Consider the following 15,492-nt stretch of genomic DNA (forward strand, 5'->3'; position numbering starts at 1 on the left):
TAAAAAAGTCCGCCGACCGGCGGACTTTTTTGATGGACTTTATTCGATCGAGTTGAGCACATCCTCGATTTCCTGCTGGGTAAGCTCGTTAAAGTCAAAGGTGGTGTATCTGTCGTCCTCGATGGAAATGTAGGTTACAGAGTAGGAAAGAGGATATCTGTATTGATAGTAGAGATACTGATGTCCGCTCTTGGAAGTAAAGACACCTGAATCGATAACGTTAGATTTACGGCAAGATATGAGCGAACAGACTTCTTCGCCGAGAATTTCCTGTTTTATTCGGATGCTTCGCCCTTGTGCTCCATAAAACATGGTCTGAGCCTGTGGGTCAGGGGAATCATTTTCGGTAAGCTCAACATCAGCGTCGGTACGGACTGTCCAACGGATGATCTGGTAGAGCGGTTCAGAAAAGTCATCAGGAAGATAGGAAGGAACGAGCGGCGTAATACCGGTTGCCTCTTCCACTTCTTGTGCATCGGATGCCATCTCCTCGTAGGAGGTGGAGATGATTCTTCCGCCGCTAGGTGGATTGGCGAGAGCTTCTTCCAGCAGTTGTTTTTGTTTCTCTGTCAGGTCGGAGCGGACGATCTCATACTGTACAACGCCATCCTCTTCAAAGATTCGGTGGCTGAATCTTCCGGCAGCGTAGGTGCCTGCGGTTGCCAGCAGACAGGCAGCCGCGATACAGATTGCAATGGAAATCTTCTTCCTGTGTTTGGGGATGGATGGCAAGCCGGCGGTGTTCTGTGCAGCCTGAATGGACTGCTGGATGAAGTCCGCTGCTTCGGAGGGATCAAATTTTGTAAGGTTATCAAGCGTCGGCGCTGCTTCATCTGCAAGGAGGTGTTGGATTTGGGCAACATCTCCGGCGTGGGCTGCCTTGTCCAGCTGTCGTTCCCATTTGTCAGCATGTTTTTTCATGTTGGATTCCTCCTTTGGATGATTGGATGCGGCTTTGGTCGGAAAATTCCTCCAAAGCCAGCTGTCGAACGGCTTTCTGAACCTTTTTGCGGATGCGCAGAGCTCTCATCCGCAAACAAACCACCGATCGCTGGTGTTCCTGCGCCAGCTGTACAAAGGTTTTTTTCTCGAGATAATGCTGCCGGTACAGCAGATATTCTTCGTCCGAAAGCTGCTGTAAAGCGGCTGTGATCCATTTTGTTTCGTCGATGGCAGCATCCTGCTGTAAACAGAGTTCCTCCCAGGGATCGTTCCCGTGCTGCTCCTGTTTTTGCTGCGCCAGCTGCTCCCGATCCAGATAGAGGACGCGGCTTTGCTGCTTTTTCTGTTTTTGTCGGGCATGTTTTAAGCAAAGCCGCGCCGTTTGAAACAAAAATCCGGCAGGGTTTGGATGGGTGAGCAACAGCTCACGCTTGTTCCAGGCGACGATAAAGGTTTCCTGCAGCAGGTCCTGCGCCAGTTCCCGATCCTTAGTCAGCGCCAGCAGAAAGTTTCCCAGATCGGCATAATATTGTTCACAGAGCGATTGAAAGAAGTTGTCTGCATTGTTCATGATCTTTGTTCGGAGTGGCAGTTGATTATTTTGAGGGAAGAACCACCCCTGCTGTCCTCCTTTCTGTTAAAATATGACCTCAAATTGCAGAGGGTAACAAAAAAGAACGCCCCGAATTTTTTCGGGGCGTAGATTGATTTATTCAAAGCTCTGATATGCTTCATCGTCGGCGGGATCTTCCAGCACTTCACCAAAGCGCATTCTCCGCTGAACTTTTACTTCTTCCACCTGCTCGTGGATCATTTCCTTGACCTCACGAGGGTTTTTGATATTTTTGATTTCCAAAACGGGAGCCGTCTTATCGGAACTTTGCAGCAGAATGCTGCCGACGCCGAAGATACGCTGTCCAAGGGTGATTTTCATGCTGATGTCCCGCACACGATAGAGCAGAATTTCTTCAAACTTCATATTGAGCAGACCCTTTTCGCAGAAAATACGGTCCTCGGAGATTCCATATTTGGTAAAGGTGATCGGCAGTCCCAGAATTCTTGAACGGTCGGACCATAACAGATGAACAGAATCTTTTTTGCCCATCAGATCAACTCCTCTCTTGCTTTTTAGTAAGACTATTGTAGCACATGTCCGAAAAAAAGCAAGAATTTTGAACGGATGTTAAAAGAAGATTCACCGTTTTGCAAATCAACAAACGAAGGATAAGTAGCTTACTTTTCTCCCTTTTCGCGAAGCTGTTCAGATAAACGGCCTTCGCTCTCTGCGATCAGCTCCTCCATCTCCCTGTGTTTGAGGTCGATGTAGTCCTTGAGCTCCTTGGACTGCTCCTGCAAAAGTTCTTTGACCGGTTTTTCCTCTGTGTTTTTGTTGTTTGGCTGCATCATCATTTGCCTTCCTTTCTGCACTTTTGTTTTACAAATATCGAATTTGTAAACTTATTATAACAGCCCACAAAGGGGATGACAATGCAAAAAAGTTGGAAAAAGCCCAGCCGAAAAAGAGGCAGCGTCCGCTGCATGAAAATGGTGCTAATAAAGGAGATCACCAGCGCTGGAAAAAGGGTACAGGGAAGCAAGAAGAATTAAACAGAGAGTTCTTTTTCCATCTTGAAGTTGACCAGAGTAATGCCTCGGCGGACAACCTCCTGACGGCGGATCACCCGAAAGCCGTTCTTTTCAAAGAATGGGCGGGCGGTAATCGAAACGTCCGAGGTGATTTTTTTGCATCCGGCGTCTTTGGCAGCCTGTTCGAGCTGGGACAGCAGCGCAGTGGCCACTCTTTGCCGCTGGAAATCCTTGCTGACATACATCCGGTCAAGGTATCCTTCGGCAAGGTCGATGTCTGCAAAACCGGCGATGGAGTTCTGTTCCCACGCCACCAGACTCAAATGGGCCAAGAGGGTCCGGTTCCAGCGCTCCCGTGTTTCAGGGTCGTCGATTACCGAATAAGGCGCCCAGGCTTCCTGCTGTTCAGGGGAATAGTCGGCAGCATTGACATAGTGGACAGTATCACAGAACAACCGGAGCATCTGGGTCAGATTTTGTGGTTCATATCGTTTGAACTGCATGGAAAATCCTCCTTTGAGTGATTTTTTAACGTTATTTTACCATGTTTTGCCGATAAAGTCGCTTGAATTTAGTAAAAATGTCATTTTAACATTTTCAGCAATGTTTTTTTAAAGCTAATTCACAGCGCCTTAACAAACAAATTCGGATGACGTGTATAATAAAGATGTACTCAGCAAGAGGAACGAAGCCGCATCGTTCGTTGAGTATTTGCTCTACCCTCCTCAAAAAACACACCTCAGAAGAAAAACACCTGTCGATTTCGACAGGTGTTTTTACTTTTCTTTTAAATTCCTGCGACGATCCATTCCCGACGGATGCACCACAGTCCAGCCTGCACCAGACCGACACCGGTGGTGTTACCTTGGAGGATGGCGTTGTGGTGTACAAACAAGCGTTCCCAGCTTTGCAGGATTTTTTGCTTTTCTTCAGGATAAAAGCTGCTCATCATTACCTTGTAGCAGTCCAGCCCTCGCATGGCAAGATCCGCTGTAAACGCCTTTTCTTCCTTTGGGTTGTCGGTCAAATAGCGCAGCTGCAAAATCTTGTTCCAGTCGTACAGATCAAAACAGATGACCTGCTCCGCTGGCACGCAGAGAGTCAGCACCGTTCCGCCGCCGGTAGCATCGACGGCGGCGCGGTCAGCGACCGCCCAATAGGGAAACTGCGCTCCTTGAGGTTTGGGAACAAGCGCGGTAGCCTTCTCCGAGAACCACTGATAAGCGGTCAGGAAGAGGGGAGCGCTTTCTCCGTATTTTGCTTTGATGTATTCCGGCTTGGAGAAACAGACGCCGTCTCGTTTGATGGCTTCAATGACAGCGTCGCTTTGTGGGGAATAGAGGGTTATTTGATGATGTCGGTGATCCATTCTTTTCTGATCTCCCATATGGTTCCGTATTTCTGGTCGCTGTTGATGTGGATGCTGTCGTCAAACAGACGGGACCAGCTGTCGATGATTTCCCGCTTGATCTGTGGATAGAACTGGGACATATACGCCTGCGTGTCGCTGATGTTGTAGCTTTTCAGCAGTTCCTGATGTCGTTTGGCATCTTTAGCATCCTTGGGAATATAGGAATAATTGAGGATAATGCCCCACTTTGCCACATGGATGGGAGTGATGATGGCAGGGTCCAGACTTAATTCCAGCATCACACTTTGTTCCTGCGGCAGATAGGTGCCCTCGCGGGAGAAGGATACCCACACAGGATAATCGGCATCAGCAGGCTTGTGGGAGGCGTCGGGACCGTTTTTGACCAGCCAGTCATAAACTTCCAGCACCAGGTCTGCACAATCCTCATTTTCGTACCGCACAAACTGCCGTTTGGCGACGTACCGACCTTCCCGTTCCAAGGTTTCCAGCACAGCACGGTGCTGTTTGGTCCAGACAGTGATTTTCTCCATATCAAAACCTCCAGTATACACAAACCCCCTCCTCGATTTCGAGGAGGGGGTTTTATCACACCTCGGACGAGTATTAACCTCTGTTTTTGCTCCAAGCTTTCATACGCTCGGATTTATCCAGAATACGTTTTCTCATACGGATGCTCTTTGGTGTAACTTCGATCAGTTCATCGTCAGTGATAAACTCGATTGCCTGTTCCAGGCTCATGACCTTCGGCGGGATCAGACGCAGTGCGTCGTCGCTGCCCGATGCACGGGTGTTGGTCATGTGTTTCTTTTTGCAGACGTTGACAACGATGTCCTCGTCCTTTGGAGACTGACCAACGATCATACCCTCATATACTTCAACGCCGGCGCCGATAAACAGAGTGCCGCGTTCCTGAGCGTTGTACAGACCGTAGGTAACAGCTGTGCCGGTTTCAAAAGCAATCAGAGAACCGGTTGCACGCTTTGGAATATCTCCCTTATATGGCTCGTAGCCGTAGAAGACCGAGCTCATGATACCTTCACCTTTGGTGTCGGTCAAAAATTCGTTGCGGTAGCCGAACAGACCTCTGGCAGGAACGATGAATTCCAGCTTGGTTCTGCCGTTGAATGGGTTCATCGAAACCAGTGTACCTTTGCGGATACCCATTTTTTCCATAACCGAGCCGGTAGCAAAATCAGGAACATCGACAACCAGCTGCTCCATTGGTTCGAGGGTTTTGCCGCCTTCCTGCTGGAACAGAACCTGTGGGGTGCTGACCTGGAACTCATAGCCTTCACGGCGCATGGTTTCGATCAGGATGGACAGATGCATCTCACCACGGCCGGCAACACGGAACGATTCGGTGGAGTCGGTTTCGTAGACGTGCAGAGATACGTCCTTGAGGGTCTCTTTGAACAGACGGTCGCGCAGGTGACGGGAGGTCAGGAATTTGCCTTCCTTGCCTGCGAATGGGCTGTTGTTGACCGAGAAGGTCATCTCAACGGTAGGAGCGGAGATCTTGACAAATTCCAGAGGTTCTGGAGTGTCGGGAGAACAGATGGTCTCACCGATGGTCAGCTTTTCAATACCGGAGATGCAGACGATGTCGCCGACGGTTGCTTCCTGAGCAGGAACACGCTGCAGACCTTCGATCTGGTACAGGGTGACGATCTTGGAACGGTAGGAAACGTCTGGATTATGGAAGTCGCAGACAATGACCGGATCGTTAACATGCAGAGTACCGCGGGTGATACGGCCGATACCGATTCTGCCGACGAAATCGTTGTAGTCGATGGAGGAGATCAGCATCTGTGCAGGACCTTCTGGATCGCCTTCCGGTGCAGGAATTTCTTCCAGGATGGTGTCGAACAGGATGTCCAGGTTTTCGCCCTTTACGCCTGGTTCACGGGAAGCGGTTCCTTCTTTACCGGAGCAGTAGAGGATCTTGCTTTCCAGCTGTTCCTCGTTTGCATCCAGATCAAACAGCAGGTCGTAAACTTCTTCGGTTACTTCCTCGTTTCTTGCATCAGGACGGTCGGTCTTGTTGACAACGATGATGACCTTGTGGCCCAGAGCCAGAGCCTTGGACAGAACAAAGCGGGTCTGTGGCATTGGTCCCTCGAAGGAATCGACCAGCAGGATAACGCCGTCTACCATCTTGAGGATACGCTCTACCTCGCCGCCGAAGTCTGCGTGTCCAGGGGTGTCGATGATGTTGATTTTGGTGCCTTTGTAGTTGATGGCAGTATTTTTGGCAAGGATCGTGATGCCTCTTTCGCGCTCGAGGTCACCGTTGTCCATGACACGATCCTGAACGGACTGGTTGTCACGGAAGGTGCCGCTCTGTTTGAGCATCTGGTCGACCAGGGTGGTCTTACCATGGTCAACGTGCGCGATGATGGCGATGTTTCTTAAATCGTTTCTGATCACGTCAAACTCTCCTTCTGAAAAACACCGGATATGACGTGCAGTCAGATCCGGCATTGATGTTCTTGCTATGTGTGAAAAAATAAAGTCACAAAATAATTTTCTTTTCTCATTATATCGCGAAAATAACGCACTTTCCAGCGTTTTTTGAATTTCCCTTGTATTGCATAAACAGGATGCTTTTCCAGAAATCGTTTTTGTTGAGATTGTAAAATTCAATTTCATATTTGCAGCGTTATATCTAATTGTTTGTCGGTACTTGCATCGGCAGATGCAGGTGATATAATAATTTTATTCTGATTTTGTCTGGGGGTTTTATTTATGCCGGATCGTCCGAAACGTGTCGCCGCCATCCATGATCTGTCTGGATTTGGACGGTGTTCTCTGACGGTGATTCTGCCCACTCTGTCGGTGATGGGAGTGCAGGTCTGCCCGATTCCTACCGCGGTTTTTTCCACCCACACGGGTGGCTTGGGAGAGGTGCAGCGCCGCGATCTGTCCGATTTTACGCTGCCATGTCTGGAGCATTATCTGCATCTGGGATTGGAGTTTGAGTGTGTGTACAGCGGCTTTTTAAGCTCCCAGGAGCAGATTGACCACTGCCTGAAAATCTTTTCTGCTTATCCTGATGCGTTGGCAGTGGTCGATCCGGTGATGGGAGATCATGGAAGACCCTATCGTACCATTACGCCTCAGATGCGTAGCCGATTGCAGGAGCTGGTAAAGGTGGCGGATGTCATCACGCCGAACCTCACCGAAGCCTGTATGCTGCTGAAAATCCCCTATCTTACCCAAGGTTTGTCCCGCTCAGAGGCAAGAAGTCTGCTGGCGCGGCTGAGCGAGCTTGGACCAAACGACGTCGTTGTGACCGGCGTGCCGATGGCTTCGGGAAAGATTTCAAATATTGGCTATGACCGGAAAAATAATTCCTTCTGGTCGGTGGACTGCGACTATGTGCCGGTGTCCTATCCAGGAACGGGCGACCTGTTTGCCAGTGTGCTGACCGGTGGATTTCTGACGGGTGACAGTTTGCCGATGGCGATGGGCAGGGCAGCATACTTTGTGGAACGGTGCATCAAAACCACCTTCAGCTATTCGTCCGATACCCGCTATGGTGTCATGCTGGAAAAGGAACTGGCAGCGCTCATCGACCGTCAGAACGTCAAAGATTTTTCGCTGCTATAACGCATAAAAAAAGAGGAAAATGCCTTCGGGCATTTTCCTCTTTTTTTATGCGGTTATTTGAGAACCTGCTTAAATACACGGTAGAAGTTTTTGTAGGCGACTTTGTCACAATCCTCCTGGCTGTATCCGCGCTTTTTCATTTCCAGAATCAGATTGTATGCTTCTGCTTCGTTGGATACACCGTCCGCACTTGGAGAATCCAGATTGGAGCTGAACGAGCCGAGCGCCTCGCCTCCCAGATAATCGTCAAAATCGTAGCCCAGACCGATATGGTCGATGCCGATGAGGTTGGCGATGTAATCGAGGTGGTCGCAGAGTTTCTGGACATTCTGTTCCTCACGTTTTTCACTGACAAATTCGCGCAGGCTGTTCATGCCGACCAAACCGCCGGTCTTTGCAATTTCCTTGAGCATTTCGTCGGTCAGGTTGCGTTTTGCCGGACAAACGGTGCGGGAGTTGGAGTGGGAAGCGATGACCGGAGTGGTCGCAATGCTCATCAAATCCCAGAAGGATTTGTCGTTGAGATGGGAAACATCCAGCACCATTCCCAGTTTTTCCATCCGTTTGACTGCCAGCTTTCCGGCTTCGGTCAAACCGCGGGTTGGGTCCTGCGGACAGCCGGTAGCCAGCGCATTCAGTTCGTTCCAGGTCAGCATTGCGTGGCGTGCGCCGACTTCGTTGTAGAAATAGTCGATCATGTCGATGTCCTCACCGATCTGGCTGAGTCCTTCGATACCGGTGACAACGTTGATTTTGCCTGCCTTGGTGCCCTTTTCAAAGTCATCATATTTGGTGACAAAGTTTAAAAGGTCGGCAGAATCCACCATCTCCGCCTTGATGCTCTCGACAATCTGTTTGGAGCGGGCAGCAGGGTCTTTGTCGTACGGCGGGTCAATCCAGATGACAAAGATACCGCCGGTTACCTTGCCTGCCTGAAATTTTTTAAGATGATATTTGCGGAAAATATCGGTTTCGTGGTTGTCTACACGTTTGCAGGTGACGTCGGTCCAGACGTCGCCATGTCCATCAAAAAGCATGGGATAATCCTCCTTCGTAACTTGAGTGGAATTCACTCCTTTATAAAGATACATCCAATCAAGCCGGAATGCAACAACAGGACGAAAGAGAAAATTTTTTCTCTTTCGTCCTGTTTCCTGTGCAGTATTTTTTAGGAAAGAAGGGTTCCGACCAGGATGCCGTAGTAATTGCCCAGGACATAGCCCAGTGTTCCAATCAGCAGAACCGGACCGACCAGCTTGTTCCAGCCTTTCGAGATCGCCATAGCAGCGGCAGTAGTAGGTCCGCCGATGTTGGCGTTGGAAGCAAGGATGACTTCCTCCAGACTAAAATGAAAGATTTTTCCGAAGATCAATGTGACCAGCATATTGAAGGAAACGATAATCAGCGCATAAACCAGCAGCAGCGGAGCCTGTGTGATGATGTTCATGATCGAAGCAGGAGCGCCGATCACCGCAAAGAAAATGTGAATCAGGAAGGTTCCGATTTCGTTGGCGCCAGGAGCATCGTTAAATACCTTAGGCAGAGCGGTCGCACAGATCATGGTCAGGGTGGTCATGATCAGATATTTATTTCCGAGCAGCTGGTTGAGCACAAAGCTGGCGCCTTCTGCAGGGAAAAGCTTGGCAAAAAAGTTTGCAATGGTGGTGGCGATAGCGACAATGATGGTGGAAGCCGCAAAGCAGAAGGCAATGTTCTGCAGCGAAATCGGTTTTGCCTTCCAGTAGCTTTCAGAACTTTTGTTCATTCCAGCTTCCACTTCGTCCACCAGAGGATGGCTGTAATGCTTACGGAAAAAGTTCATGGCAGGCATGGCGATCAGCACAAAGAAGTAGAGCGCCATCAACAGGTTGTCCGCAACCACGGCCTGAGAGCTCAGCTCTCCCGAAGCGGCGAAGGTGTCGGCCATGGCGGCAAAGTTGACCGAACCGCCGACGTAGGTGCCGGAAAACATGGCGGCAACTTTGTTCAGGTTGGGAACAAAGCGGTTGAGCATGAAAAATCCAACCAATGCGCCAAGAACGGTGCCGACCGAGCTGATCAGAAAAATGATGAGCAGCTTGCCGCTTTCCTTGCCGATTTTTTTGATATTGCACTGGAACAGAAGCAGGGGAATTGCCAGCGGAACAACATAGTCCCATACCGAATCATATACAGGGGATACGGTAGGAATCAATCCAACGTTGGATAAAATCATCGTTCCCAGCATTGCCAAAACACAGCCGGTAATTTTGGAAGCCCATTTGTAGCGCTGCTCCAGCCAGATCGCCAGCGCAGCGTCGCCGACCAGAAGCGCCCACAAAACCCAGGTATTGTCAGCGCTGATGAAAGATGCCATAAAATACACTCCCTTGGATGTTTTTGAGGTATCGCGTACCAGGTACACCTATTTTAACATATTTTGATCACTTTGTATGCAGTTCTATCAAATTTAACAGAGACAAAAGTACAATAATTTGACAAAAATATAACAAAACGGCGGAGAATCAGAGCAAAGTGTAACGTTTTTTTATCAATAACAACAATTTCCATCACAAGAAATGACAGCAATACTAACATTGGACAGGTTTCCAGCAAGAAAGAATCCAGAATCAGAAGGCAGCGCCTTCTGATTCTGGATAGAGAACTACGATCAGCTGATTGCAATCAGCTTGGAAGGAGTGATCACCCAGGTTCCTTTTTGATACTCGGCGGTATTTTCCATATAATAAACGGCATCCTGACCATTGGTCTGCGCACCGATGCTGTAAGTGATGGTGTTGTCCTGCCAGTGGTCGTCAATTTGAATCAGCACGCCATCCCGATAATATGCAATGTCAGAACCTTCCGGTTTTGTCCATTTTCCGCTTTCCTCAAGCTGCTGCAGGCTGCCTGCATAGAGCGAGAAGGTGTATCCTTTTTTGGAGAGGTTGTCTTCCATCAGGCTGCAAAGATAGGAAAGCGCAGGTTCGGGCAGGTCGGTGTTCTGGAAATGGATAGTTACTTCCTTGATTTTTCGGAAATAACCTGGTTCATCCTCGATCAGCTGCAGCAGCATCTGGGTGTAGGCTGCCGCATAGCGCTTGATTTGTGTCAACTTGACTGCCTCCTGGATGGCGGCTCTGGTTTCTTTGCCGTCGACCAGCTGATAGAGCAAACCATATCCTTCGGTCTGTCCGCGGAGCAGCAGTGCGGAATCGTTGATGCTGACGGTATAATTGTTGTCGGCAATTTGCAGGTAAAAGGTCAGTGGATTTTTCAGGAAATAATTTTTGTTCACCTTTTGAATGTTGTCCTTCTGGACGCAAAGAGAGGTCAGCAGCGGTCGGAGCAGCTCGGTAGAGGCAAGGTTAGCCACAGTGACCGGCGGCTGGGACAGCTCGGAAGGAGCGCTGTCTAATACGGTAAATCGTTGTCCGCTGAGAATGGGGTAAAACCACAGAGGATGTGCAGGGAGGTCGGTGAGCGAACTGTCCAACTGGGACAGAAAGCCATCATCCATGCCGTAGAAATAGAAGATGTCGTCCTGATAGTCCTGCTGGTCCAGATAGATTTTAGCGCCCATCTCTGCCGGTTGGAGATACAGCTGTTCGCCATCGCCGGAGAGACGATATAAGACTTTGCTGCCGCCGCCGGTATACTGCCGGCGGTAAGGATTGGCCTGATGATAGGCAAGATACAGCTTGTCTGCATCTGCATTTGTGAGGTCATCGGTGCTGGTGAAGAAAAGTCCTTTTTCGTCCACGCGGCAGATTTGCGGGCGGTCCGATACCAGCGAAAGGACACTGCTCTGTGCGCTCGGATTTGAGCTTAGCTCCTTCAGCACCTCGATGAGTGTGGACAGATGTTCCGTTGCAAACGGCAGGTCATCATAGGCCAAGTCTGCTTGATTGTTGATGCGGATCAAAAAGCGGTCAGAGTTAGAGATAGTGCACCAGGATTGCACTTGGTTGTGACCGGAGCTGCCACGGGACACCAGTTCCAACTGGAACGCCTTGGGATAGTCGGCGGCATCATAGCCGGTGACCTCGGTACGGCTGGTGATAGGGGTTGCTTTGGTAGCTTCCATCGCCTGCCAGATGCGGGCAATCTGTGTTGGGTCGTCGATCAGATAGAGCTTACCCTGGTCGAACAGACGGATGGATAAAATATCGTCCAAAGCAGGCAAGCCGAGTGTTGGACTGTCGGTGTCACTGACAGGCTGCGGGCCGATGCCATAGTATTCGTTGATGGCTCTGCATCCATCAGAGGTGATGAAATCCGGCGTTGGTGTGTCGACCGGTTCCAATGCGATCACCTCGACAGGGTCGACAGGGGCAATATCCGGTACTTTTGCAGCGGCTTCGGCAGAAGCAGGAAGAGCAGTACAGACAGCCAGCAAACCGGCGATCATTGTACAGGATGCGCGATAAAACAGCTTCATAAAGATCCTCCTTTTCTATTTTGCTATCTACTATAAAAGTGGGATTTTCTTTCCGACCTACTGCAACCGAATTTCGATGGATGTAGAGAAAAATATAAGCAGCATTTGTATATAAAATGTAAATTTGATAATTATATTATATAATATGCTTGACAAGTTTCATAACTTGATTTACAATAATATCAAACATGGGAGAGAAGGTGTGAATCAGCAATGGGAAAAAGCGTATACAGTCTGGTACTCAGCGATGATGTGGTAGAGGCAGTAGATCGGGCCGCCTATGCAATGGGCAGCAGCCGCTCCAATCTGATCAATCAGATTTTGGCTGAGTATGTTTCATTTATTACGCCGGAAAAGAGAAGGAAGGATATTTTTGATTCGCTGGTTTCGGTCATCAACGGTTTTGAACCGTTTCAGGTGCAGAGCCGCGGTTCGGACAATATGCTCAGCATCCGCAGTCCGCTGCGGGTAAAGTATAATCCCACCATCAAATATACGGTGGAACTTTCCAGAGGCAGCGGCGATGAGATCGGGCAGCTCAAAATCATGACCCGAACCCAGTCGGAGGCGCTGATCGAACTGCTGGACGCTTTCTTTTACCAGTTTTGCCAAATCGAACAGAGGTACATCCGGCGGTTCTTCCCTGAGGTAGTACCGCAGTATCAAATCGGCCAGGGACGGCTGATCCGAAATTTTTCGCTGCTCAAAAAAGAATGCAGCAACAATGAGATCGGCAGTGCTATCGCAGCCTATATCCAGATGATTGACCGTGCACTGAAAGCCTGCCTGGGCGTTCCGGCAGAGCAGTGGGAGCGAAAGATCGAGGGCATTTATCTGGAGTATCTCAAGGACGCCCCGATAATCTGTTAAAAATGGAAAATGATATAGATGATTAATTGTTATGGAAGGTAGTGAGCAAGCATGAATGCACAGAAATTTACCCAGAAATCGCTGGAAGCAGTACAACAGGCAAATAATATCGCCTTGGAAAACAACAATATGCAGATCGAGCAGGAGCACCTGCTGTATGCATTGCTGACCATCGACGACAGCCTGATTGCTCAGCTTCTGAAAAAGATGGAAATAGACCCGCGTGCCTTTGCACAGGCAGTGAAACAGGAAATCGACAAGATGCCTGGTGTCACCGGCTCCGGACGGGAAGCAGGCAAAATCTATGTAGCGCAGGATGTGGATGCAGTCCTGGCAAAATCCGAGAGCATCGCTGATTCGATGAAGGACGAGTATGTCTCGGTTGAGCACCTGATGATTGCGCTGCTGGAAAATCCAAACAAGAACCTCAAAGAGCTGTTCAAGCTGTTTGACCTCAAGAAAAATGACTTTCTGAAGGTATTGCAGCAGGTGCGCGGCAACACCCGTGTCACCAGCGATTCGCCGGAAAGCACCTATGACGTGCTCAAAAAATATGGTCATGATCTGGTGGAGGATGCCCGCAACAAAAAGCTCGATCCGGTCATCGGACGTGATTCTGAAATCCGAAACGTCATTATGATTCTGTCCAGAAAGACAAAGAACAATCCTGTGCTTATCGGTGAACCTGGTGTCGGTAAGACCGCTATCGCCGAAGGTCTGGCGCTTCGTATCGTCCGCGGAGATGTTCCGGCAAACCTGAAGGATAAAACCATCTTCTCGCTGGATATGGGTGCGCTGATTGCAGGCGCAAAGTTCCGCGGCGAGTTTGAGGAACGACTCAAAGCGGTTCTGGGCGAGATCAAAAAGAGCGAAGGCAAGATTATCCTCTTTATTGATGAGCTGCACACCATCGTAGGCGCCGGCAAGACCGAAGGCTCGATGGATGCCGGCAACCTGTTAAAACCAATGCTGGCCCGTGGTGAGCTGCACTGTATCGGTGCAACCACTCTGGACGAGTACCGCAAATATATTGAAAAGGATGCTGCGCTGGAGCGTCGTTTCCAGCCGGTACTGGTTGCAGAACCGACCGTGGAGGATACCATCTCGATCCTGCGTGGTCTGAAGGAACGTTACGAGGTTTATCACGGTGTCAAGATTCAGGATGCTGCGCTGATTGCAGCGGCAACCCTGTCCGACCGTTATATCTCCGACCGTTTCCTGCCGGATAAGGCAATCGACCTGGTCGATGAAGCGTGCGCGATGATCCGTACCGAGATGGATTCGATGCCGACCGAGCTGGATGAGCTCAACCGCAAGATCATCCAGCAGGAAATTGCACAGGCTGCCCTCAAGAAAGAGGAGGATAAGCTGTCCAAGGAACGTCTGGAAGCAGTTACCAAGGAACTGGCGCAGCTCAGAGAGAAATTCAATTCGATGAAGGCGCAGTGGGACAACGAAAAGACCGCCATCACCAAAGTACAGAAGCTGCGTGAGGAAATCGAACAGGTCGGCGGAGAGATCGAACGTGCAGAAAGAGAATACGACCTCAACAAAGCAGCCGAACTCAAGTATGGCAAGCTGCCGCAGCTCAAAGCAGAACTGGAAAAAGAGGAAAAGCTGGCAGAAGAAGCGCAGCAGTCCAGCCTGCTGAGAGATAAGGTCACCGAGGAAGAAATCGCCAAGGTGGTCGGCAAGTGGACCGGCATCCCTGTTTCCAAGATCATGGAGGGTGAGCGCGAGAAGCTGCTGCACATGGAGGACATCCTGCACGAAAACGTCGTCGGACAGGATGAGGCAGTCCGCCTTGTCAGCGAAGCAATCCTGCGTTCGAGGGCAGGTATCTCCGACCCGAACCGTCCAATCGGTTCCTTCCTGTTCCTGGGACCTACCGGTGTCGGTAAGACCCAGCTTGCAAAGACCCTTGCCAAGACCTTGTTTGATGATGAAAACAACATGGTCCGTATTGATATGAGTGAATACATGGAGAAATACTCCGTCTCCCGTCTGATCGGAGCGCCTCCAGGATATGTCGGCTATGAAGAGGGCGGTCAGCTGACTGAAGCGGTTCGCCGCAGACCGTACTCGGTTGTTTTGTTCGATGAGGTGGAGAAAGCACACCCTGATGTGTTCAACGTCCTGCTTCAGGTATTGGACGATGGACGAATCACCGATTCTCAGGGACGTACCGTCGACTTTAAGAACACCATCATCATCCTGACCTCCAACCTTGGTTCCTCCTATATCCTCGATGGCATCACTCCTGACGGACAGATCAGCGACGAGGCAAAGGAACAGGTCAATGCTTTGCTGAAGAACAGCTTCCGTCCGGAATTCTTGAACCGTCTGGATGAGATTGTATTCTATAAACCACTGACCAGAGAGAACATCGGCGGCATCATCGACCTGCTGATGAAGGATCTGAAGAAACGTCTGGAAGCAAAACAGATCGAACTTGTCATGACCGACGCTGCAAAACAGGTCATCATCGACAATGCTTACGACCCGATCTACGGCGCAAGACCGCTCAAACGGTACCTGCAAAGCCATGTAGAAACAATGCTGGGCCGCAAGATTATCGCCGGTGAGATCGGTGCGTCGGATGACAACGACGAGATGTGTAAAGTTACCATCGACGCAGAAAACGGCGAACTGGTCATTCGATAAACTGGATAAGATAAAAAACCGGCTGTGC

At 49.8% G+C, this 15,492-nt stretch carries 14 protein-coding genes; 3 read left to right on the forward strand and 11 right to left on the reverse strand.

Annotated features, from left to right (window positions below):
* Positions 1–39: 39 nt before the first annotated feature.
* The 8 genes from Q0L39_RS03625 to typA form a co-directional block, all read right to left on the reverse strand.
* Complete coding sequence (locus Q0L39_RS03625; RefSeq protein WP_296626975.1) at positions 40–921, reverse strand: hypothetical protein; 882 nt, start codon at positions 919–921, stop codon at positions 40–42.
* Positions 905–1,513: a sigma-70 family RNA polymerase sigma factor gene (locus tag Q0L39_RS03630; RefSeq protein ID WP_296626976.1), complete on the reverse strand. Its 609-nt coding sequence runs from the start codon at positions 1,511–1,513 to the stop codon at positions 905–907. Before Q0L39_RS03630 ends, Q0L39_RS03625 begins: the two co-directional genes overlap by 17 nt.
* A gap of 138 nt (positions 1,514–1,651) precedes the next feature.
* Positions 1,652–2,047 carry a PH domain-containing protein gene (locus Q0L39_RS03635; protein ID WP_296626977.1) on the reverse strand — a complete coding sequence of 132 codons (396 nt, stop codon included), beginning with the start codon at positions 2,045–2,047 and terminating at the stop codon, positions 1,652–1,654.
* A gap of 128 nt (positions 2,048–2,175) precedes the next feature.
* Positions 2,176–2,349, reverse strand: a complete 174-nt coding sequence (locus tag Q0L39_RS03640; protein WP_296626978.1) for a hypothetical protein — start codon at positions 2,347–2,349, stop codon at positions 2,176–2,178.
* Positions 2,350–2,546: 197 nt separating this feature from the next.
* Positions 2,547–3,032, reverse strand: coding sequence for a GNAT family N-acetyltransferase (locus Q0L39_RS03645; protein ID WP_296626979.1), 486 nt, complete (start codon positions 3,030–3,032; stop codon positions 2,547–2,549).
* 284 nt (positions 3,033–3,316) lie between these two features.
* Positions 3,317–3,898 (reverse strand): DUF3841 domain-containing protein, encoded by a 582-nt coding sequence (locus Q0L39_RS03650; protein WP_296626980.1) that lies wholly within the window; start codon positions 3,896–3,898, stop codon positions 3,317–3,319.
* Positions 3,874–4,431: a DUF3841 domain-containing protein gene (locus Q0L39_RS03655; protein WP_296626981.1), complete on the reverse strand. Its 558-nt coding sequence runs from the start codon at positions 4,429–4,431 to the stop codon at positions 3,874–3,876. The genes Q0L39_RS03650 and Q0L39_RS03655 overlap by 25 nt, the downstream gene beginning before the upstream one ends.
* A 73-nt stretch (positions 4,432–4,504) precedes the next feature.
* Complete coding sequence (typA, locus tag Q0L39_RS03660) at positions 4,505–6,328, reverse strand: translational GTPase TypA (protein WP_296626982.1); 1,824 nt, start codon at positions 6,326–6,328, stop codon at positions 4,505–4,507.
* A gap of 318 nt (positions 6,329–6,646) precedes the next feature.
* On the opposite strand from typA, the gene Q0L39_RS03665 reads away from it, so the two are divergent.
* Complete coding sequence (locus tag Q0L39_RS03665) at positions 6,647–7,510, forward strand: pyridoxamine kinase (protein WP_296626983.1); 864 nt, start codon at positions 6,647–6,649, stop codon at positions 7,508–7,510.
* Positions 7,511–7,563: 53 nt separating this feature from the next.
* Here the strand turns inward: Q0L39_RS03665 and Q0L39_RS03670 are convergent, their stop codons facing one another.
* The 3 genes from Q0L39_RS03670 to Q0L39_RS03680 all read right to left on the reverse strand — a co-directional run bounded on the left by Q0L39_RS03670 (position 7,564) and on the right by Q0L39_RS03680 (position 11,930).
* Positions 7,564–8,547, reverse strand: a complete 984-nt coding sequence (locus Q0L39_RS03670) for a membrane dipeptidase (RefSeq protein ID WP_296626984.1) — start codon at positions 8,545–8,547, stop codon at positions 7,564–7,566.
* Between the two features lie 131 nt (positions 8,548–8,678).
* A complete protein-coding gene (locus Q0L39_RS03675; RefSeq protein WP_296626985.1) occupies positions 8,679–9,866 on the reverse strand; it encodes a DUF819 family protein in 1,188 nt (395 codons plus the stop codon).
* Positions 9,867–10,160: 294 nt separating this feature from the next.
* A complete protein-coding gene (locus Q0L39_RS03680; protein ID WP_296626986.1) occupies positions 10,161–11,930 on the reverse strand; it encodes a hypothetical protein in 1,770 nt (589 codons plus the stop codon).
* A gap of 213 nt (positions 11,931–12,143) precedes the next feature.
* On the opposite strand from Q0L39_RS03680, the gene Q0L39_RS03685 reads away from it, so the two are divergent.
* Positions 12,144–12,800, forward strand: a complete 657-nt coding sequence (locus tag Q0L39_RS03685) for a CopG family transcriptional regulator (protein ID WP_296626987.1) — start codon at positions 12,144–12,146, stop codon at positions 12,798–12,800.
* 51 nt (positions 12,801–12,851) lie between these two features.
* A complete protein-coding gene (gene clpB / locus Q0L39_RS03690; protein ID WP_296626988.1) occupies positions 12,852–15,464 on the forward strand; it encodes an ATP-dependent chaperone ClpB in 2,613 nt (870 codons plus the stop codon).
* Positions 15,465–15,492 lie beyond the last annotated feature (28 nt).

Origin of the sequence: uncultured Negativibacillus sp., from assembly GCF_944388365.1 — a bacterium.
GTDB lineage: Bacteria > Bacillota > Clostridia > Oscillospirales > Ruminococcaceae > Negativibacillus.

What these genes read in the sequence shown, in the direction of transcription:
- Q0L39_RS03635 (WP_296626977.1), bottom strand. Translation starts at nt 2,047, where the DNA reads ATGGGCAAAAAAGATTCTGTTCATCTGTTATGGTCCGACCGTTCAAGA.
- Q0L39_RS03685 (WP_296626987.1), top strand. Translation starts at nt 12,144, where the DNA reads ATGGGAAAAAGCGTATACAGTCTGGTACTCAGCGATGATGTGGTAGAG.
- Q0L39_RS03640 (WP_296626978.1), bottom strand. Translation starts at nt 2,349, where the DNA reads ATGATGCAGCCAAACAACAAAAACACAGAGGAAAAACCGGTCAAAGAA.
- Q0L39_RS03680 (WP_296626986.1), bottom strand. Translation starts at nt 11,930, where the DNA reads ATGAAGCTGTTTTATCGCGCATCCTGTACAATGATCGCCGGTTTGCTG.
- Q0L39_RS03645 (WP_296626979.1), bottom strand. Translation starts at nt 3,032, where the DNA reads ATGCAGTTCAAACGATATGAACCACAAAATCTGACCCAGATGCTCCGG.
- Q0L39_RS03665 (WP_296626983.1), top strand. Translation starts at nt 6,647, where the DNA reads ATGCCGGATCGTCCGAAACGTGTCGCCGCCATCCATGATCTGTCTGGA.
- Q0L39_RS03655 (WP_296626981.1), bottom strand. Translation starts at nt 4,431, where the DNA reads ATGGAGAAAATCACTGTCTGGACCAAACAGCACCGTGCTGTGCTGGAA.
- Q0L39_RS03650 (WP_296626980.1), bottom strand. Translation starts at nt 3,898, where the DNA reads ATGGATCACCGACATCATCAAATAACCCTCTATTCCCCACAAAGCGAC.
- Q0L39_RS03675 (WP_296626985.1), bottom strand. Translation starts at nt 9,866, where the DNA reads ATGGCATCTTTCATCAGCGCTGACAATACCTGGGTTTTGTGGGCGCTT.
- clpB (WP_296626988.1), top strand. Translation starts at nt 12,852, where the DNA reads ATGAATGCACAGAAATTTACCCAGAAATCGCTGGAAGCAGTACAACAG.
- Q0L39_RS03625 (WP_296626975.1), bottom strand. Translation starts at nt 921, where the DNA reads ATGAAAAAACATGCTGACAAATGGGAACGACAGCTGGACAAGGCAGCC.
- Q0L39_RS03670 (WP_296626984.1), bottom strand. Translation starts at nt 8,547, where the DNA reads ATGCTTTTTGATGGACATGGCGACGTCTGGACCGACGTCACCTGCAAA.
- Q0L39_RS03630 (WP_296626976.1), bottom strand. Translation starts at nt 1,513, where the DNA reads ATGAACAATGCAGACAACTTCTTTCAATCGCTCTGTGAACAATATTAT.